At 65.1% G+C, this 19,156-nt stretch carries 19 protein-coding genes; 15 read left to right on the top strand and 4 right to left on the bottom strand.

Going from position 1 to position 19,156, the window contains the following annotated elements; genetic code table 11:
• Positions 1-26 precede the first annotated feature (26 nt).
• Both B9Y97_RS04650 and B9Y97_RS04645 read left to right on the top strand, forming a co-directional pair.
• Positions 27-518: a MarR family winged helix-turn-helix transcriptional regulator gene (locus B9Y97_RS04650; RefSeq protein WP_176224302.1), complete on the top strand. Its 492-nt coding sequence runs from the start codon at positions 27-29 to the stop codon at positions 516-518.
• An 88-nt stretch (positions 519-606) separates the two neighbouring features.
• The gene (locus tag B9Y97_RS04645) at positions 607-1,764 is read left to right on the top strand and encodes a CaiB/BaiF CoA transferase family protein (RefSeq protein ID WP_085525651.1); all 1,158 of its coding nucleotides are present in this window, start codon (positions 607-609) and stop codon (positions 1,762-1,764) included.
• Between the two features lies 1 nt (position 1,765).
• Here the strand turns inward: B9Y97_RS04645 and B9Y97_RS04640 are convergent, their stop codons facing one another.
• Positions 1,766-2,437 (bottom strand): GntR family transcriptional regulator, encoded by a 672-nt coding sequence (locus tag B9Y97_RS04640; protein WP_085525650.1) that lies wholly within the window; start codon positions 2,435-2,437, stop codon positions 1,766-1,768.
• Positions 2,438-2,653: 216 nt separating this feature from the next.
• Between B9Y97_RS04640 and B9Y97_RS04635 the strand changes: the two genes are divergently transcribed.
• From B9Y97_RS04635 to fghA, 11 genes are all read left to right on the top strand, one after another.
• Complete coding sequence (locus tag B9Y97_RS04635) at positions 2,654-4,144, top strand: ABC transporter substrate-binding protein (protein ID WP_217809438.1); 1,491 nt, start codon at positions 2,654-2,656, stop codon at positions 4,142-4,144.
• A 61-nt stretch (positions 4,145-4,205) separates the two neighbouring features.
• Positions 4,206-5,129 (top strand): ABC transporter permease, encoded by a 924-nt coding sequence (locus B9Y97_RS04630; RefSeq protein WP_176224301.1) that lies wholly within the window; start codon positions 4,206-4,208, stop codon positions 5,127-5,129.
• Entirely contained in the window at positions 5,129-5,959 is an 831-nt protein-coding gene (locus tag B9Y97_RS04625; protein WP_085525647.1) for an ABC transporter permease, read from the top strand. The genes B9Y97_RS04630 and B9Y97_RS04625 overlap by 1 nt, the downstream gene beginning before the upstream one ends.
• On the top strand, positions 5,956-6,921 hold the full coding sequence (locus B9Y97_RS04620; RefSeq protein ID WP_085525646.1) for an ABC transporter ATP-binding protein: 966 nt from the start codon (positions 5,956-5,958) through the stop codon (positions 6,919-6,921). Before B9Y97_RS04625 ends, B9Y97_RS04620 begins: the two co-directional genes overlap by 4 nt.
• Positions 6,918-7,874 carry an ABC transporter ATP-binding protein gene (locus B9Y97_RS04615; RefSeq protein WP_085525645.1) on the top strand — a complete coding sequence of 319 codons (957 nt, stop codon included), beginning with the start codon at positions 6,918-6,920 and terminating at the stop codon, positions 7,872-7,874. Before B9Y97_RS04620 ends, B9Y97_RS04615 begins: the two co-directional genes overlap by 4 nt.
• 1 nt (position 7,875) lies before the next feature.
• Positions 7,876-8,991, top strand: a complete 1,116-nt coding sequence (locus B9Y97_RS04610) for a CapA family protein (RefSeq protein ID WP_085525644.1) — start codon at positions 7,876-7,878, stop codon at positions 8,989-8,991.
• Entirely contained in the window at positions 8,988-10,331 is a 1,344-nt protein-coding gene (locus B9Y97_RS04605; RefSeq protein ID WP_085525643.1) for an MmgE/PrpD family protein, read from the top strand. The genes B9Y97_RS04610 and B9Y97_RS04605 overlap by 4 nt, the downstream gene beginning before the upstream one ends.
• 10 nt (positions 10,332-10,341) lie before the next feature.
• The gene (locus tag B9Y97_RS04600) at positions 10,342-11,568 is read left to right on the top strand and encodes a cytochrome P450 (protein ID WP_085525642.1); all 1,227 of its coding nucleotides are present in this window, start codon (positions 10,342-10,344) and stop codon (positions 11,566-11,568) included.
• A 124-nt stretch (positions 11,569-11,692) separates the two neighbouring features.
• Positions 11,693-11,914: a hypothetical protein gene (locus B9Y97_RS04595; protein ID WP_176224300.1), complete on the top strand. Its 222-nt coding sequence runs from the start codon at positions 11,693-11,695 to the stop codon at positions 11,912-11,914.
• Between the two features lie 130 nt (positions 11,915-12,044).
• Entirely contained in the window at positions 12,045-13,154 is a 1,110-nt protein-coding gene (locus tag B9Y97_RS04590; RefSeq protein WP_085525641.1) for an S-(hydroxymethyl)glutathione dehydrogenase/class III alcohol dehydrogenase, read from the top strand.
• On the top strand, positions 13,154-13,999 hold the full coding sequence (gene fghA / locus B9Y97_RS04585; protein ID WP_085525640.1) for an S-formylglutathione hydrolase: 846 nt from the start codon (positions 13,154-13,156) through the stop codon (positions 13,997-13,999). Before B9Y97_RS04590 ends, fghA begins: the two co-directional genes overlap by 1 nt.
• 202 nt (positions 14,000-14,201) lie before the next feature.
• Here fghA and B9Y97_RS04580 read toward each other — a convergent pair whose 3' ends face one another.
• Complete coding sequence (locus tag B9Y97_RS04580; RefSeq protein WP_085525639.1) at positions 14,202-14,528, bottom strand: hypothetical protein; 327 nt, start codon at positions 14,526-14,528, stop codon at positions 14,202-14,204.
• A 263-nt stretch (positions 14,529-14,791) separates the two neighbouring features.
• On the opposite strand from B9Y97_RS04580, the gene B9Y97_RS04575 reads away from it, so the two are divergent.
• Positions 14,792-15,127, top strand: coding sequence for a hypothetical protein (locus B9Y97_RS04575; RefSeq protein ID WP_085525638.1), 336 nt, complete (start codon positions 14,792-14,794; stop codon positions 15,125-15,127).
• Positions 15,120-15,803, top strand: coding sequence for a hypothetical protein (locus B9Y97_RS04570; RefSeq protein WP_085525637.1), 684 nt, complete (start codon positions 15,120-15,122; stop codon positions 15,801-15,803). Before B9Y97_RS04575 ends, B9Y97_RS04570 begins: the two co-directional genes overlap by 8 nt.
• A 163-nt stretch (positions 15,804-15,966) precedes the next feature.
• On the opposite strand, the gene B9Y97_RS04565 is transcribed toward B9Y97_RS04570, so the two are convergent.
• Both B9Y97_RS04565 and B9Y97_RS04560 read right to left on the bottom strand, forming a co-directional pair.
• Complete coding sequence (locus B9Y97_RS04565; protein ID WP_254900965.1) at positions 15,967-16,479, bottom strand: RNA polymerase sigma factor; 513 nt, start codon at positions 16,477-16,479, stop codon at positions 15,967-15,969.
• Between the two features lie 298 nt (positions 16,480-16,777).
• Positions 16,778-19,144 (bottom strand): 1-deoxy-D-xylulose-5-phosphate synthase N-terminal domain-containing protein, encoded by a 2,367-nt coding sequence (locus B9Y97_RS04560; protein WP_085525635.1) that lies wholly within the window; start codon positions 19,142-19,144, stop codon positions 16,778-16,780.
• Positions 19,145-19,156 lie beyond the last annotated feature (12 nt).

Genomic DNA, 19,156 nt, shown 5'->3' with positions numbered 1-19,156 from the left:
ATGGAAAACATGGGGACAGGATGGCCATGGAGTATGAAGAAGAACCCGAAGGCAGGCTCGACCTTGGCCACCTCTATTCCGACATTTCCTTTGTCACGCGCATTCTCCGATCAAGAATACTCGAACGCAACGAAGAGTTCTTCACCAAGCACGAGGTGGCCGGTGGTGAGGTGGCGGTTCTGAACCTGATCGCGATCAATCCGGGTTTGAGTCAAAAGGACCTGGCCCAAGCCATCGTGCTTCGCAAATCCGCCCTGACCAAGCTGGTCAACGAGCTTGAGTGCGTGGGGCTGATCGAGCGCAGGAAGGAAGCTACGGACAAACGGCTCAACGCCCTTTACCTGACCGAGGCGGGTGCGGCACGGGTCGGTCGGATGCGTCTCGACATGTCGCGGATGCAGGAAGAACTGCTCGCGCCGCTGTCACAGGCCGAGCGTGCGCTATTGTTCGAACTTCTGTGGCGGCTGATCGACTCCGCTTCGGGCAGGAGAGACCCGTCGAATCGTCTGGACCCTTGACAGCCTTTGACAAACGGTTTCTCTTTGAAACCAAATTGGTGTTGGCGCGGTCGTGTTTCGGGCCGGTTGACAGGCTGAGGAGAATGGCATGGCGAAACCGCTCGAGGGGATCCGCGTGGCAGATTTCAGCCACGTCATCGCTGGTCCGCTGGCAACGCAGTTCCTGAATCTGCTGGGGGCGGAGGTCATCAAGGTCGAGCCGCCCGCCGGTGATCCGATGCGGTTCTACACCCGTGATCCGGCGCGACGCGGGATGGCGGAGCCTTTCGTGGGGGCCAACGCGGGCAAGAAATCCGTGGTGCTGGACCTCAAGTCCGAGACCGGGCGCGCCGCTGCGCGGGGGCTGGTCGCCTCGGCAGATGTTTTCGTCGAGAATTTCCGCCCCGGCGTCGCGGACCGGCTGGGGCTGGGGGTCGAGACATTGATCCACGCGCATCCGTCACTGATCTGCTGCTCGGTGTCGGGCTTCGGGCAGGGCGGGCCGATGCGCGATTTTCCCGCCATCGACCAGGTGATCCAGAGTGTGTCTGGCCTGATGCTGTTGTCCGGGCAGGAGGGCGAACCGGCGGAACGCATCGGCTTTCCCATCGTTGATACCTATTCGGCGCTGCTCTCCGCCTTCGCGATTCTCTCGGCAGTCCTGCAGCGCGAGCGTGATCCGCAGCGGCGCGGGCAGGTGATCGACGTGTCGATGCTGGATGCGACAATGGTGATGATGAGCTCGGTTGTGATGCCGATGATCCTGACGGGTCAGCAACCGGTGCGGGCTGGCAACCGGGGCTTTTCCGGCGCACCCACGGCAGACACGTTTCCCACGGCCGAAGGGGAGATCACCATCGGCGCGGTGCAGCAGGTTCAGGTAGCCCGCTTGTTCAGAACCCTGGGCTGCGCGGAGTTGCTCGAGGACGCACGCTTTGCCACGCCGGAGGCGCGCATGACCCATGACTCGGCGCTGCGGGCCCTGCTTGTCGAGCGCTTTGCCGCGCGCAGCGCCACGGACTGGGAGGCAGCCCTGGCTGCGGCCGGGGTGCCTGCGGGCAAGGTGCGGCCGCTGGCCGAGGCGATCGAGATGGACCAACTTCAACAGCGCGGCCTGTTCCTCGATCTTGGCGATGGCTCACGGGTTCTGAATGCGGGGTTCCGCTTTGATCACGACGGGCCGGGTGTCGACCAGGTCGCACCGGGGCTCGGGGCGGATACCGCCGAGGTGCTGGAGGCGCTCGGGATCTCTGCGGATGCCGGTTGACTCAGTCGAAGACATCGTCGGGCAGGGCCGCCGTGTGCGTGTTTCCAGCGCGAATGTGGCTGCGCATCGCGGCTTCGGCGACGTCCTGAGCCCCTGCGAGGATCGCGTAGGTGACGAACCGATGGCCCTCGTTCGATTGCCGCATCTGTTCGATCTCGAATATCCGGGGCAGGCGTAGCCCAAGATAGGGAATGCGCACCCGTTCGATCAGGTCGGCCAGATGCGCGTTGTCGGCGATGGTTTCGATCAGGGTGTGATAGGCGCGGTTCTCGCGGCTGTAGGTCTCGAGGTCTTGCGCGGCCTCCGCGGCGTCCATCCGCTCCTGCGCCTCGCGCAGGGCGGTGCGCCGCTCGTCGGTCAAGGGCTTCTCGGCGGCAAGGCGGGCGGCGAGGCTTTCCAACACCTCGCGGACCCGGCCCATGTCGAGAAGTTCAGCCCGGGTGTAGCGGCGCACCGCGACGCCGCGGTTTGCGAGGGATTCCAGGTGTCCCTCGCCAACAAGAACGCGAAACGCCTCGCGGATGCGACCCCGTCCGACATCGAAAGCCTTGGAGAGTTCGGTTTCGATCAAGCGAGTCCCCGGCCGCAGTTCGCCCGAGAAGATTCGCGATTTCAGCGTCGCGACGATGTCTTCCGTGGTGTTCGACGGGTGAGGTGTGCCGATCTCTTGCATGGTCGTATCCTTCTTTTGTCGACAAAATGGCCAGATATCCGCCTCTCAGGCAAGTTTCCTAAAAGAATTGTTGACAGAAATACAGTTTCCAAATGAAACTTTTGGAAAACAAAAAACAAACATGCGCGCATCAACAGGGAGGAAACGATGCAAGACCATGGATTTATTCGCGGAAGCCTGGCGGCTCTTGCCGCCTGCGCCGTCGCACTGCCCGTCATGGCGCAGTCGGAGGACGACACGCTCGTCGTCGCGCTGCCAACCTTTTCTGAACAGACGATGACGCCATGGGGTGGGTCTGGCCAACGCAAGACCTACCTCGACACGGTCTATGAATACCTCGTCTATCTCGACGCCGAAGGAAATACCGAGCCCGGACTTGCCGAGAGCTGGACGGTCGAGAACGACGGCACGAGATGGACGTTCACCCTTCGCGAGGGCGTGCCGTTCTCGGACGAAAGCTGTGGAACGGTCACGGCGGAAGACGTGAAATACTCTATCGAACGGCTGATTGCCGAGGACAGCCGCGCCGGCCCGGCCTCGACCATGCGGCGGATTATCGACACGGTCGAGACACCGGATGAACGCACGGTGGTGGTCAACCTTTCGGCACCGGATTTCCTGCTCGATGCCGGGTATTTCGGCGAGGCGCAACAGCTTGGCATCGTCTGCAAGAGCTATTCGGAATCTCAGGGCGAAGCGGTTGATTCCGCGCCGCCGGTGGGCACCGGGGCATATGTGCTGGAAAGTTTGGTCGACGGGTCCGAGATCAACATGGTGCGCCGCGATGGCGATCATTGGCGTGTCGACCCGCAGTGGGAGCGTATCAGCTTCCGCGCCGTGCCGGAGGAGGCGACGCGCGTCGCCATGCTACGCGCAGGCGAGGCGGATATCGCGCCGGTGAACTTTGACAGCATCGCGGGCCTGGAAGAGGCAGGCATTCGCATTGTCTCGGCGGAGAAGACGTGGTCTCCGGTCATTCGGCTCGGCGGCGTGGTGCAGTCCGATCCCGAGCGGTTCAACGCCGAGCTGCCTTGGGCGGACAAGCGCGTGCGGCAGGCGATGAATTATGCCATCGACAAGCAGACGATCATCGATGAGCTTTTCGCGGGGCAGGGCACCGTGGCCAGTGGCGACACGCCGGTCGCCGCGTGGGATAGCGTGCCGCCCTATCCCTATGACCCGGACAAGGCGAGGGACCTGTTGGCCGAGGCGGGCTATGCGGACGGGTTCGACATGGTGCTAAAAACCTTCACCACCACGCCCGGCGCAGAGCTGCCGCTGATGGCCGAAGCCGCGGCGCTCTATCTCGCCGAGGTCGGCATCAACGCCACCATTGAGCCGACCGACTGGCCCAGCGTCCGTTCGGAATGGACCGGCGGTGGCAAGCTCGACTTCGCCATGACGCATCGGGGCTTTCCCTTCCCCAACCCCGAGAACGGGGTGGAGGCAGGGTTCTCCGAGCGGTCGCTGTTCGCCTCCTTCACCTCCGATGAGCTGGAGGCCAAGCTGGCGAGCCTTGCGGCCGAGACCGACCGCGCCGAACGGCGGGAGAAACTGACCGATATCGGGCAGTATATCCGCGACGAGGCCGGGGCGATCTTCATGGTGCTTGCCAACGAGCCTTACGGTGTAGGGGCAGATGTAAGCGATTGGTCGATCGACACCTCCTATGTCTACAACTTCGATCGGGCCGGAAAGGCCCAGTGATCACGCAGGGCGGGGCGTCGCGTCCCGCCCGCCTCAACCTTGACTCTTTGGAATGCACCGAATGACTCGCCTGATCATGGGCCGTCTGGCCGAGGCGCTTGCCGCGCTTCTGCTGATGAGCCTCGCAATCTTCTTGTTGAGCCGCGTCACCGGCGATCCGGTGGCGCTGCTGCTGGGCGATGGTGCCACGGCCGAAGACCGTGACCTGCTGATCGCGCAGCTTCGTCTCGACCGTCCGCTGTGGGAGCAATACATCTCCTTCCTGGGCAATGCGCTGACCGGGGATTTCGGGCAATCGGTCGCTGCGGGCCGACGCGACGCACTGGAACTGGTGCTGGACCGTTTGCCAGCCTCGCTGTCGTTGGCCGGCGTGGCGCTTGGCTTCACCCTGGTGACCGGTATAGCCATGGGGGTGCTTGCCGCCATAACGCGCGGCAGTGCCGTGGATTTGTTGGTGCGGATCGTGGCGCTGCTGGGCCAGTCGGTCCCGGCCTTTTGGCTTGGCATCGTTCTGATCTACATCGTGGCCGTGCAATGGGGCTGGTTGCCGACCTCGGGCTATGGGACGACCGCGCATTACATCCTGCCCGCGCTGACGATGGGAACCTTCACCCTCGCCGCCGTGACCCGGCTGGTGCGGGCTTCGATGCTCGATGCGCTGGGCTCGGAATACATCAAGCTCGCGCGGATCAAGGGTCTTCCGGAGGCCACGGTGATCCTCAAGCACGCGCTGTCGAACAGCCTCATTCCGGTCGTGACCTTCATGGGCGCATTCTTCGCGACGATGATCACCGGCGCGGTGGTGGTCGAAACCGTTTTTGCCTGGCCCGGGATCGGGCGGCTTGCGTATGAGAGCATCGTCTCGCGCGATTTCCCGGTGATCCAGACCGTCGTGCTGGTCATTACCGCCTCATTCATCCTCGCCAATTTCTGCGTCGATATGCTCTATCTCGCCATCGACCCACGCATGAGGGATCGCGGCTGATGCAAAACGTCACTTTCCGCGCCGCGCTTGTCCTGCTCGCGCTCTTCGTCCTGACGGCGGTCTTCGGCCCTTATCTTGTCGAGCACGACCCGTTGAAAGGGAGCCTGCGTGCGCGGCTGGAGCCGCCGCTTTGGGCAGGTGGAACGTCGGAGCATCTGCTCGGCACCGACCGGCTGGGCCGCGATATGCTGGCCCGGATCGTTTCCGGCGCGCGGATCTCGCTCACTGTCTGTGTCGTCGTCATTGCCATCGCGGGCAGCATCGGAACCGCGCTCGGCATGCTGTCGGGCTATGTCGGTGGCTGGCTCGACCGTGTCCTGATGCGGCTCGTTGACCTTGCCCTTTCGCTGCCCGTCATTCTGCTTGCGCTGCTGGTCGGTGCCGTCTCGGGGCCGTCCTTCGGGAATATCGTGCTGGTGATCAGCCTCGTGCTCTGGTCGCAATATGCCCGCATGGCGCGAGGCGAGACGTTGCGCGTGAAGAACGAGGACTACGTCGATCTCGCCCGCACATCCGGTCTGGGCCACGTGCGGATCATCGCGCGGCATATCCTGCCCAATATCGCGCCCGCCCTGATCGTCGTGGCGACGCTACAGGTTGGCGTGGTGATCGTTCTGGAGGCGTCGCTCTCCTTCCTCGGGGTAGGCGTGCCGCCGCCGAACCCGTCATGGGGATCCATGGTGGCCGACGGAAGGTCATATGTTGTCACCGCATGGTGGGTATCGCTGTTCCCCGGCATCGCGATCCTGCTGGTCGTGATGGCAGTCAATATCGTCGGTGACGCGCTGACGGATCGCATCAATCCCGCGCTCAGGGGGCGCACGGCATGACCCTTCTATCCATCCGAAATCTCACTGTTCGACTGGGGCGCGATGCACTTGCGCCAACGATCCTCGAAGAGGTTTCGCTCGATGTCATGCCGGGCGAAACGCTCGGTCTTGTCGGCGAAAGCGGGTCGGGCAAATCGACGTTGGGCATGTCGGTGCTGCGCCTGACGCCGCCGCGCCTTGCCGAAGGGACCAGCGGGGAGATCCTGTGGGACGGGCGCGATATCCTGACGATGCGGGGGCGGGATCTGCGCGCGTTGCGCGGGGCCGAGATCTCCATGATCCTCCAGGATCCCATGGCCTCGCTGAACCCGGTCTTTTCGATTGGTTCGCAACTGACCGAGGCGCTGCGCCGCGCGGGGCGCAGCGACCTGATGCAAGCGGCCGAGGCCGCGCTGGCCGAGGTTAGAATCCCGTCACCTGCCGAGCGGCTGCGGTCCTACCCGCACCAGATGTCGGGCGGGATGCGGCAGCGCGTGGTATCGGCCATCGGGTTGGCGCAGGAGCCGCGGCTGATCATCTGCGATGAGCCGACCACCGCGCTCGATGCCACCATCCAGTATCAGTTCCTTGAACTGCTGCGTGCACTTCAAGGGGCCCACGGAATGGCGATGCTGTTCGTTACCCACGATTTCGGCGTGGTCGCACGCATCTGCGATCGTGTCGCCGTGATGTATGCGGGCCGGATCGTGGAAACCGGGCCGGTGCGAGAAATCTTCAGCAATCCGCGACACCCGTATACCCGCGCGCTGCTGGCGGCAGTGCCTTCGACCTCGACCGCGCCGGACCGTCTGCCGGTGATCGAGGGCGCGCCGCCCTCCATCGGCAACCGTCCCGGCGGCTGCGCCTTTCACCCGCGCTGTCCAATGGCGGGGCCAGATTGCCAACGTCAACCGCCGATGGAGAGGCTGGCCCCCCGCCACGAAGCCGCCTGCTGGCGTGCCCGCGAGGAGGCCGCCGCATGAACGCTATTCTATCGACACATGCCCTCGGGCGCACCTTCCGCACGCGTGGCGGTCCCCTGCATGCCCTCAGCGATGTCAGCATCGATTGCATGCCGCGCCATTCCCTGGGTGTGGTGGGCGAGTCAGGCTGCGGAAAGACCACGCTGAACCGGCTGATCCTGATGCTCGACACCCCCACGGAGGGCGAGGTTCGGTTCAAGGGCAAACCGCTTCGCATGCTTTCCGTCGCTGAGCGCCGCGCCTATCGCCGCGCTGTGCAGCCGGTTTTTCAGAACCCCTATTCCTCGCTTAATCCCCGTCTGCGTGTGCGCCGGATCATCCGCGAACCGCTGGCAGCCAACACCGACCTGAGCGGTCCGCAGATCGACGCCCGCGTCGACGAGGTGCTGGAGGCGGTGGGCCTGACGGCCCGCGATGCCAACCGGCTTCCGGCCGAGTTCTCGGGCGGGCAGCGCCAACGCATCGCGATTGCCCGGGCACTCGCATCTAAGCCGGAGCTCATGCTGCTGGACGAACCGGTCTCGTCTCAGGACATCTCGATCCGGGCGCAGATCCTCAACGTGCTCACGGAGCTTCGGGACGAATACGGGCTCGCGACGCTGTTCGTGAGCCACGACCTCGCAACGGTGCGATTCATGTGTGACGAAGTCGTGGTGATCTACCTTGGACGCATCGTGGAGCATGGCCCGGCCAACCTGATCTGCACGGCACCGCGCCACCCCTATACACAGGCGCTGCTCGCCGCGACGCTGCCCGCCGATCCCGACGCGCCCGCCATGGCTGTCCCGCCGGAGGGAGAGATCCCATCGCCGCTCGCGCCACCGCCGGGCTGTGCCTATCACACGCGCTGCCCATTCGCGCGCGAGATCTGCAGGAGCGTGCGCCCCAGGGCGGAGGCCGACGAAGCGGGCGGGGCGGTTGCCTGTCACATGGTCAACCAGGGAGGCTGGTGACATGACCTGCCGATTCATGGCGGTGGGCGACATCGCCCCGGACCGCGACGATCCGAAGTCGATCTTTGCCCATGTTCGCGACCGGATCCGCGCCGCCGATCTCGGCTATTGTCAACTCGAGGTGAACCTGACCACGCGCGGACAGCGCGTTCCGCAGGCGCGCCACACGATGCGGGGCAAGCCCGAGATCGCCAACGCACTGGTCGATACCGGCCTTGGCATCGTGTCATTCGCCGGGAACCACACGATGGACTGGGGGCCGGAAGGGATGTTCGACACGCTGGCCAATCTCGACCGCGCGGGGGCGCGGCACATGGGGGCCGGGGCGAATATCTTGGAGGCCCGTGCGCCCGTGATCGAGGCGCGCGGCGGTGTGCGCGTCGGGTTCCTCGCCGTCAACTCGATCCTGCCACAGAACTACTGGGCCGATCATGACAAGCCCGGCTGCGCGCCGATGCGAGGGCACACGGTCTACGAGCAGATCGAACACGACCAGCCCGGCACGCCCGCCCGTGTGCACACCTTTCCGCATAATGAAGATCTCGAGGCCCTGACCAGCTCGATCCGCGCTCTGAAAGAGCAGGTGGACATCGTGATCCTGTCACACCACGCGGGCATCCACTTCGTGCCCGCCGTGATCCCCGATTACCAGCGCGCGGTCGGGCGCGCAGCCATCGACGCGGGGGCGGACATGGTCTTGGGATGTCACGCGCATATTCTGAAAGGGATCGAGTTCCATCGCGGCAAGCCCATCGTGCATTCGCTGGCCAATTTCGCGCTGGATCTGTGGATGACGCCGGAACACGCCGCGTCGCGGGGGTTTCGCGAAATCCAGGCCCTGAGCCCGGGCTGGGAGCCGGATTTCACCTCAAGCTACAACTTCCCCCCCGATAGCCGCATGAGCATCGCGGTTGAAGCCACGCTGACGCGCGAAGGTCTACGCGATCTCGCACTGGTTCCGGTCTGGATCGAAAAGGATTCCGCTCCGCGCTTCGTGTCGCAACGAGAGCCCGAGTTCGACCGCATCCTGGCCTACCTGCGCAAAATCACCGCGATCGCGGATCTGCCCACACGCTATGAAGCTCTGGGCGATACGATCCGGCCGGAACCGGCATGAACCTGACACGGGATATCGCGGTGCGCGTGGGCGCCTGCGGATGGAACACGCTGCCGTCCGAGGCGCGTCATGCCGCCCGGCTGTGCCTTGCCGACGGGCTGGCCGTGATGCTGGGCGCACTGCGGCACGAACCCGTGGTGGTGCCCTTCTCAGCGCAAGCACGGCTTTATGGTCCGGGGCAGGCGAGTTTGCTCGCGGGAGGGACCGCACCGGTGCCCGCCGCAGCGCTTGCCAACGGCGCGCTCGCCCACGCGCTGGATTTCGAGGACACCTTCGATCAGGTGGGGCTGCATCCCAATGCAGCGGTGATCCCGACCGTGCTGGCGATCGCCGAGGCGGAAGGCAAGACGCTGGGTGACATCTTGCCGGCCATGGCACTCGGTGCCGATCTGGCCTGCCGGATCGGTCTGTCACTGACCACCGATCCCGGCCGGCGCGGCTGGTATCATCCGCCGATGATAGGGGCCGTGGGCGCGGCTCTGGCGGGGGCGAAGCTGCTGGGCCTCTCGCCCGATCAAACGGTGGCGGCTCTCTCGCTGGTGCAAGTGCAATTCGCCCTGACCGACGCGCTGAAGCGAAGCCCCGCCTCCGATCTGCGTGCCGTCCGTGATGGGTTCGCCGCGCGCGCCGCAACCGAGGCGGTGCTTCTGGCCCGCGCCGGTGTGACCGGAACTGCCGATCCGCTCAGCGAGGAAGGCGGCCTTGTCCATCTGCTGACCTGCGCGGCACCGGATCCAGCCCCCTTCGCCTCCTTTGGCAAGACCTTCCTGACGTCGGAGCTTTCCCTGAAGCTCTGGCCTTGCTGTCGGGGCACCCATCCGGCCATCGCGCTGGCACTTGCATTGCGCCGCGAGGGTATCGTGCCGGATGATCTCGAAGCCGTGGTTTTCACCGTTGAACCACCCGATGACATGCTCTTTGCGCCGCGCGCGGATCGAATCAGGCCTGGCTCTGCGATAACGGCGAAATTCTCCGTTCCCTTCTGTTTCGCCCGCGCTTTACTGCACGGCGCACCCGGCCTTGACGCATTTTCCGATACGGCGCGGCGGGATGTTCCCACGCTGGCACTGGCCGACAAGGTCGAGCTTGGTGCCTGCGGCGACGCCATGGGACGAAAGGCGCGGCTTGTCTTCAAGGACGGCACCACGCGCGATCGCACCCTGCCGCCGCCACCCGAATTGCGGGCCGGCACGGCAAGCTACACCGATATATCCCCGAAACTGCGCGACTGCCTCGGCCCGTCGCAGGCACTCGACACGCTGCTTTCTCTCGAAACTGCCGACCCATCGCTGCCGGTCAGCGCCCTGATGACCGTGCTCGCGACGGCTCGGCCCAACTGAAGGACACGCCATGCGCCCCCTCGATAACCGCCCGCAGCCCCGCAACACCGACCGTTTCTCGAAGGCGCACGATTTCGATGCGAGCGTTGACGATTTCGACGCCGTTCACGCCCTCTTCGCAGATCTGCGCGGGCGCTGTCCGGTCGCGCATTCCAATGACCTCGGGGGCTTTTGGTTGTTCACCCGTTACGAGGATGTCGAGCACGCCATCTCAACCCCCTCAGAATACACGACGACCGTTCAGAACGTCGTGCCCCGCGTCGCCACCACCGGGCGCCGACCGCCGCTTCATCTCGATCCGCCGGAACATACGCCCTACCGCCGTTCTCTGACGCCGCTGTTCCGCCGCGAGCGGATGGAGTTCTGGGAAGGGTCGATCCGCGAAATGGCCGAGGAGCTTTTCCAGCCCCTGCTTGCCCGTGGCGAATTCGACGCCTGCCGCGATTTTGGCTATCCGTTGCCCGCCAAGGTGCTGGCGGAGTTTTTCGGGATCTCGGCGGAGGATGCCGAGACCATCCGCCGGATCGGCAATGACTTCACCATCGCGCTTGAGAAGATGGATATGGAGATGATCCAGAAGTCCTCGCTCGTGCTCTACGAGGCTGCCGCACGGCTGATCGAGGACCGCAAGGCCACCCCCCGCGATCCGGGCTCGGATCCGGTCAGCGCAATGCTGGCCATGCGGCACGAAGGAAAACCGCTGCCCGATGATGGTATCCTCGGAACGGTGCGCCAGTTGCTTGTGGTCGGGATCATCGCGCCGACCACCTTCATCGGCTCCATGGCCATCCACTTTGAGCGCCATCCCGAGCACCTTGCTTTGCTGCGCAAGGAGCCCGACAAGATCCCGGCCGCGGTGGACGAACTTCTGCGCCTCTATACACCCTATCGCGGTTTCGCCCGCACGCCCGTCGATGAAGTCACCGTCTGCGGGCGCACCATCCGCCAGGACGAGCCGATCGCGCTGGCCTTCACGGCCGCCAATCGTGACCCGGCGGTGTTCCGGGAACCCGACGAATTTCGCCTCGACCGGCAGAGTGAACCGCCACATCTGGCCTTCGGGCGCGGCCCGCACATGTGCGCTGGGCGCGGCATTGCGCTGGTTATGATCACGGCGACACTGGAGCTTTTCGTGCGGCACATCGAGCGGTTCGACATCACCGGTCCGATCCCGATGACGACATGGCCGGAATACGGGCCGCTCAGCGTCCCGCTGGCGATTACCCCGGTGAAATAGAAAAAAAGGCCGGACAATCGCGAAGTGCGGCCAAGGCCGGTTCACCCGGTCACCGGGCCTTGAGGCGGTCGTCGCGCCGCGCGGCAAGGTTGTTGTGCTTGGTCTTTGCACCGCGCCCGATCACATGAACAGCTTCCGCGCGATCTCGAAGGAAGTTGAAATCGTGATGTCGGTGTTTTTCACCATGCCGGAGTTCGAAATGGCGATCCGGGCGCTTGACGGGGGCACATACGCCCCGCAGCATCTGGTTTCCGACAAGGTGCCGCTTCTGAACATGCCCGACGCCTTCGAGGCATTGCGGCAGCGCACCACCCAGTGCAAGGTGCTGGTCGATCCCGGCGCTTGAGCGCAGGTGGCCGGGCACCGCATCCGGCGCAGAAACCGAGACCCCGCGCAACAGAAGTGTCGGGCGAACTTGCATCTTTCCGGCGGGCCATCCGGGTCCCGCCGCCAGCGATCACCAAGGAGACAAACACATGAAAACCCGTGCAGCCGTGGCCTTCGCGGCGAAGCAACGGCTCGAAATCGTCGAGCTTGATCTCGAAGGTCCGAAAGAAGGCGAGGTGCTGGTGGAAATCATGGCCACCGGGATCTGCCACACCGATGCCTACACGCTCGACGGCTTCGACAGCGAGGGTATTTTCCCCTCCGTGCTCGGCCACGAGGGCGCGGGGATCGTGCGCGAGGTCGGCGCGGGGGTGAAATCCGTCAAGCCCGGCGATCACGTGATCCCGCTCTACACGCCCGAATGCCGCGAATGCAAAAGCTGCACGTCGGGCAAGACCAACCTCTGCACCTCGATCCGCTCGACGCAAGGCAAGGGGGTCATGCCCGATGGCACCTCGCGTTTCTCCTACAAGGGGCAGACGATCTACCATTACATGGGGTGCTCGACCTTCTCGAACTTTACCGTTCTGCCCGAGATCGCGGTGGCAAAGATCCGCGAGGATGCCCCCTTCGACAAGGCCTGTTACATTGGCTGCGGCGTAACCACCGGGGTCGGGGCCGTGATCCACACTGCCAAGGTCGAGCCCGGTGCCAATGTCATCGTGTTCGGCCTCGGCGGGATCGGGCTCAACGTGATCCAGGGCGCCCGCATGGTCGGGGCCGACAAGATCATCGGCGTCGATATCAACGACGAAAAGAAAAGCTGGGGCGAACGCTTCGGCATGACTCACTTCGTCAATCCGACCAAGGTGAAAGGCGATCTCGTCGCGCACCTTGTCGAGCTGACGGACGGTGGCGCCGACTACACCTTCGACTGTACCGGCAACACCGACGTGATGCGCACCGCGCTTGAGGCCTGTCACCGTGGCTGGGGTGTTTCCACCGTCATCGGCGTGGCCGAATCCGGCAAGGAGATCTCCACCCGCCCGTTCCAGCTCGTCACCGGCCGGGTCTGGAAAGGCACGGCTTTCGGGGGCGCCAAGGGGCGCACGGACGTGCCGAAGATCGTGGACTGGTACATGAACGGCAAGATCGAGATCGACCCGATGATCACCCACGTGCTCTCGCTCGAGGAGATCAACAAGGGCTTCGACCTGATGCACGAGGGCAAGTCGATCCGCTCGGTCGTGGTGTTCTGATGACGTTGGAGACGATTTCGACCGCGAAGGCTCATGGCGGGGTGCAGGGCGTCTACCGTCATGCCTCAACGGCGACGGGCACGCCGATGGAATTCTCGGTCTTCGTGCCTGACCATGCACCGGGCCAGACGCTGCCAGTAGTCTGGTATCTCTCCGGGCTCACCTGCACCCAGGCCAATGTTACCGAGAAGGGTGAATTTCGGGCCGCCTGCGCCGAACACGGGCTGATCTTCGTCGCGCCCGACACCAGTCCCCGTGGTGCGGACGTGCCGGACGACCCCGAGGGCGCCTATGATTTCGGTCTCGGGGCGGGGTTCTACCTCGATGCGACGGAGCCGCCCTTCGATCGGCATTACCGGATGCGGGGCTACCTCGAAGACGAGTTGCCGGGCGTCCTCGCCGCGCACTTCCCGGCCGACCTGACGCGCCAGTCGATCATGGGCCATTCCATGGGCGGCCATGGTGCGCTCACGCTTTCGCTGCGCAATCCGGGCCGCTATAGTGCCACGTCGGCCTTCGCGCCGATCGTGGCTCCAAGTTCGGTGCCTTGGGGCGAAAAGGCACTTGCCGGCTATCTTGGCCCCGACCGCGCCAAGTGGCGCGACCACGACGCCTGCGCCGTGATCGAGGCCGGCGCGCGCGTGCCGGAACTTCTCGTCGACCAGGGAACTGCTGACGGTTTCCTCGAAGGACAGCTCCGCCCGCATCTGCTCGAGAGGGCCTGTGACGGGACGGGCATCAATCTGACACTGAGAATGCAGGAAGGGTACGACCATTCGTATTTCTTCATCTCGACCTTCATGCCCGACCATATCGCCTGGCACGCCGATCGGCTGAGAGCCTGACCCGCGCGAATGGTTTTCAAACACCCTGGGGGATCGCGCCGCAGGCGCACAATGGCCGTCGACACAGGTTCAAGCACCGATCCAAGGTTTCAGATAATTCGCGCGCAGTATGAATCTCAGTCTTCCAACCATCGTCATCAGCCTCTTGTTCTCGGTTTCGGCATTCGGTCCGGCAGACACCAACAGCGCAAGGCCTTCCGTTTCAGCAAGCATTGCGTTGTGGCCTCCCTCGCCGCGGATGGGTTAACCGGCCGGTTCCGGTGCTTCGGTCGGTTTGTCGTCGTCGCCTTGGCCTGCATGCTGTGGCGCGCGCGCCGGCCTTGTCGGGCACGTCCGGGGAAGCGGCCCAGGTCAGGCGGTGCGGATTGACCCCTTCGGGCCCATAGTTGCGCTTGACGATCAGATCGCCCTCGTGACCGTCGACCGTGGCGGTGGAGTAGAAGGTTTCGAGCTGCATGCCGTGCGGGTCGGTGCCCTCGTAGGGGGTGTGGTGGATCATGCCGGGCCCGGCGAGGCGCACGGCCTGCATCGCCTCCCGGATCAGCGCCGCGTAGTCGGCATCGGCCTGGGTCCCAAATCGCGGCGGCGAAGGGCACGGCGGCGATAATAACGTGTTTCATGGCTGTCCTCCCTTTGGTGTGACTGGCCACAGGACGACCACGCGGCGCAGTCGTTTTTCACGCGCCGGCCACGTTTCGGTAACCGATGCCGCGCGATCACCTCCGTGCGAGATCACGCGTTGTTTTGTTGCCGCGGGCCATGCCGGGCCCGAGGTTGGTCGCGGGAGTTCTCATGAACAGGCGCGTGCTCATAGCTCTGGTCATCGACGCCGCCCCCGGCGCAATGCTTGCCGGATCGCCGGACACCGCGTTGCTGCGCTTCTCGAATGCGACGGCGGAGCGGTCTCAGGTCACGGCACGCGGGATCGACCCGGCTGGGCGCGCCGGGCGCAGCCACGCGGCCGGTGAAACGCTGTGCCTGAACCACGCCGGGCGCGGTGTTGGCTCTGGCGTCGACACACCTCAAAGCCTCGAAAGCGGTTCGCGCCCGGTGCCTGTGGGCGGGCGGGACACACGCGCGAGCTTCGGGCGTTTCGACCGCTGTGCCGGGACCAACCGGGATGGTTGACCGCCGCTTGGATACCCTGCCGACATCAGGGGCGCTGCGCCGCAACCTCGTGCGGCTCTGCGTGGTCGCCGCGGTGGTCTGGGGCCTGCATCTCGGGCTTGGCTGGGCCCGCCTCCGGCTGGGCACAGGGGGACCGGCGGGAACGCTGATGCCCATGCTCATAATTGGCACGCTTGCACTCTACGCCCTGATGATCGCGGTACCGTTTGTGCCGGGGGTCGAGATCGGCTTGGCACTGATGGCGATCGAGGGGCCGACGATCGCGCCCTGGATCTATCTGGCAACGCTGTGCGGGCTCACGCTCGCCTATGCCGCCGGGGCGTTGGTGCCTTACGCGCTCCTGCACCGGGTCCTCGCCGATCTGCGCCTCACCCGCGCCTGCCATCTGCTCGCACGTGTCGCGCCGCTCGGCCCCGATGCGCGGCTTGAGTTGCTGCGGAGTGTCACGCCGGTGCGGCTGCGGCCCCTCCTGCGGTTTCGCTACCTTGTGGTTGCGCTGTTGGTGAACATTCCGGGGAACGCGGCGGCTGGTGGCGGCGGAGGTATCCTGTTTCTCGCCGGTTTCAGCCGCCTGTTTTCGCCATTGGGCACGGTCGCCACGCTGGCCCTTGCCGTTGCGCCGGTGCCGCTGCTGTATTGGTGCTTCGGGACTGATGCGACAGGCTGGCTGAAGTGAGGGCGATCCCGTGCGTGCCGGGTGGTGTGAAGTAAAGACATTGGGCCCACCCGTGGTCGATGGATGGGCCAAGGACTTCAGGCCGGCACGCTGCGACCGTTGGTCAGCGCCTGGAATACACCGTCCGGGACGGCCCCGAAAACGAGGTGCAGCGCGCGCGTCATCATCGGTGCCATGATCCCGAAGGCCAGGCCTCGGCGGCATCGAGCCCCTGCTGGCCACGCAGGATCAGCACCGCCCGCTGAGCCGAGGGCAACGCCTCGATCGCGGCGTTCACATGTTCGAGCACGCTGCGGCCTTCCACCACCCGTTCCGGCGTGAATTCGTTCCACAGCCCAAGCATGTCTTTCCAGCGCCCCCGCCCGTCAAACGCGGCCTGCAAACCATTGTCTTTGCCGATCTCGTCGAACGACACGCTGCGCCCGTCGCGCTTCAGCCGCGAACGGGCCTTGTTCAGCAGGATAGTGAAGATCCAGCCCGCCAGAGACGACCGCCCCTCGAACCCGCCGATGTTCTTGAGCACCGCGATCCAGATTTCCTGCGCCAGTTCTTCCGCCGTCGCATGATTGCGCATGAGCCCGGCGCACATCCGCACCATCGCCGCGTTATGCTTGCGGTAGAGCTCTTCAAAGGCCGCACATTCTGACGGCTGTACTTGAAGGGACGCGCAGGACAGTGGCCGGCGGCAGAAGTGCCGGGGCCGGTCATTCGTCGGATTGCGGCTGAACGGTCATACCGGGCTGCGGGTGGCGCTGCAAAACCGGCCTCCTGCGATGCTTGCGCATGCTCGTATTGAGCGGGTTGCCTCCGTGCGGGACCGGCCCTTCGTTGTGCGATGTCAGGAACGCGCGGGTGGATGTCGGCCACGCTCCGGACAGGGCGGGAGCGCATTCAAGATCTTCTGACCGGCTCAAGACCAGCCGCACCGTGCAGCGACAGGCGATGGGCCATGCTTGGTATCCCGGACACGCAGCTCACCCAGACCGGGCGCCGCTCGTCAGCCCGTTTACCGAGGCCACCAGCGCGTCGCGGTCGATGCGGAAATGCCGGTAGAGATCGCCGATCGTCCCCGTCTGTCCGAAATGTTCAACCCCGTGGGCAATGACACGATGCCCCGCGACCGAACCGAGCCAGCTCAGGGTGGCCGGGTGGCCGTCCAGCACGGTGACAAGGCTGCAATGCCGTGGCAAGGGGGCGAGCAGCCGCTCGACATGGCTCACCGACGCCGGATTGCCCCGCGCGCGTTCGCGCTGCGCCGCAGTCCAGCCTGCGTTCAGCCGGTCGGCCGAGGTCACGGCCAGCACGCCAATGTCGCGCCGCACCCCGCCGATCATGCCCGCCGCCGCGATCGCCTCGTCGGCCACGGCACCCTGATAGGCGATCACCACCTCGCAGTTGGGGCCGGGCGGACGCAGCCAGTAGGCACCGTCGATCGCGCCCTGCCGGAAGGCGTCGTCGTGGCGCTTGCCCGGCTGTTCCAGCGGTTTCGTGGTCAGCCGCAGATAGACCGAGCCGCCGGTCTCGTCGCGCAGCCAGGTGCGCTCGTCCGGGTCGTCCTCGCCATCCCGCTGCAGGTAGTCGAAGGCCCATTCCATGATCACGGCCAATTCATCGGCGAAAGCCGGCTCGAAACTGGCCAGACCGTCCTGCGCCATACCGGTCAGCGGCGTCCCGATGGACTGATGCGCACCGCCCTCGGGCGCGAGCGTCACGCCCGAGGGCGTGCCGACGATGAGGAAGCGCGCGTCCTGGTAGCAAGCGTAGTTCAGCGCATCGAGGCCGCGATGGACGAAGGGATCGTAGACCGTGCCGATGGGGATCAGCCGCTTGCCGAACAGGCTGTGCGACAGGCCGGCGGCACCGAGCAGCAGGAACAGGTTCATCTCGGCGATGCCGAGTTCGATGTGCTGGCCCTGCGGCGTGAACTCCCATTTCGCGGTCGAGGGGATGCGGTGCTCGATGAAGGCGTCCTTAAGGGCTTTCCGCGCAAAGAGCTTGCGCCGGTTGACCCAGGGGCCGAGCGAGGTGGTGCCGGTCACGTCCGGCGACATCGTCACGATCCGGTCGGCGAACCCGCTGTCACCCTTCGCGAGGTCGTCGAGGATCTTGCCGAAGGCGATCTGGGTCGAGGTCTCGCGGTCGGTCGCAACAGAGATCCGGGGTGCCGCGAGCTTGTCGTCGGAATGGCGGCGCGTCCCCTTGGCGAAGAAGGGCACCCGGTCGAGGAAGGCGCGCAGGGCGTCCGGGTCCGCGACCCCGGCGAAGGGCTCCCATTCCTGCCCTTCCGGCACGCCCATATGCTGCTGCCACTCGGCCATCTGGGCCTTGGTCATCAGCCCGCCGTGGTTGTCCTTGTGCCCCGCGATGGGGGTGCCCCAGCCCTTGATCGTGTAGGCAAGAAAACAGGTCGGGCGGTCGTGGTCGACGGCGGCGAAGGTCTCCGCCATGGTCTGCACGCAGTTGCCGCCGAGGTTCTCCATCAGCGCGGCCAGTTCCCTGTCCGAGCGCCGGTCGATCAGCGCGGTCACGTCGCCCTGGTCGCCGAGATCGTCCATCAGCCGTTGCCTCCAGACCGCGCCGCCGCGGTAGGTCAGGGCCGAATATTCCGCGTTCGGGCAACGGTCGATCCAGTCGCGCAAGGCCTCCCCGCCCGGTTCCTCGAAAGCCGCGCGTTGAAGCGCGCCATATTTCACCCGCACCACGTCCCAGCCGAAGGCGTCGAAGATCTTCTCGACCCGGCCGAACAGCCCCTCGCGCACGATCCCGTCAAGCGACTGGCGGTTGTAGTCGATGATCCACCAGCAATTGCGAAGGTCGTTCTTCCAGCCCTCCTGCAACGCCTCGTAGATATTGCCTTCGTCCAGCTCCGCATCGCCCACCAGCGCCACCATACGCCCCATCGGCAGCCCCGCGCCCCAGTCCTTGGCCGCGACGTAATCCTGCACCAGCGAGGCGAAAGACGTGATCGCTACGCCAAGACCGACCGAGCCGGTGGAGAAATCCACGTCGTCGACGTCCTTGGTCCGGCTCGGGTAGCTCTGCACCCCGCCGAAGCCCCGGAACGCCTCCATCCGGGCGCGGGTCTGGTTGCCCATGAGATATTGCATGGCGTGAAAGACCGGCGACGCGTGAGGCTTCACCGCCACCCTGTCTTCGGGACGCAGCGCCGAGAAGTAGAGCGCGGTCATGATCGACACCATCGACGCCGAGGACGCCTGGTGGCCGCCTGTCTTGATGCCATCCACCTTGGGGCGGTTGTGGTTTGCATGGTGGATCATCCAATGCGACAGCCACAACAGCCGCTGCTCAATGGTGTTCAGGTGGTGTGCGTCGGAGTTCATCGTATCCTCGCA

It is taken from the genome of Maritimibacter sp. HL-12 (assembly GCF_900177545.1).
Taxonomy (GTDB): Bacteria; Pseudomonadota; Alphaproteobacteria; order Rhodobacterales; family Rhodobacteraceae; genus Sinisalibacter.
This window is presented reverse-complemented; position numbering and strand designations above follow the sequence as displayed.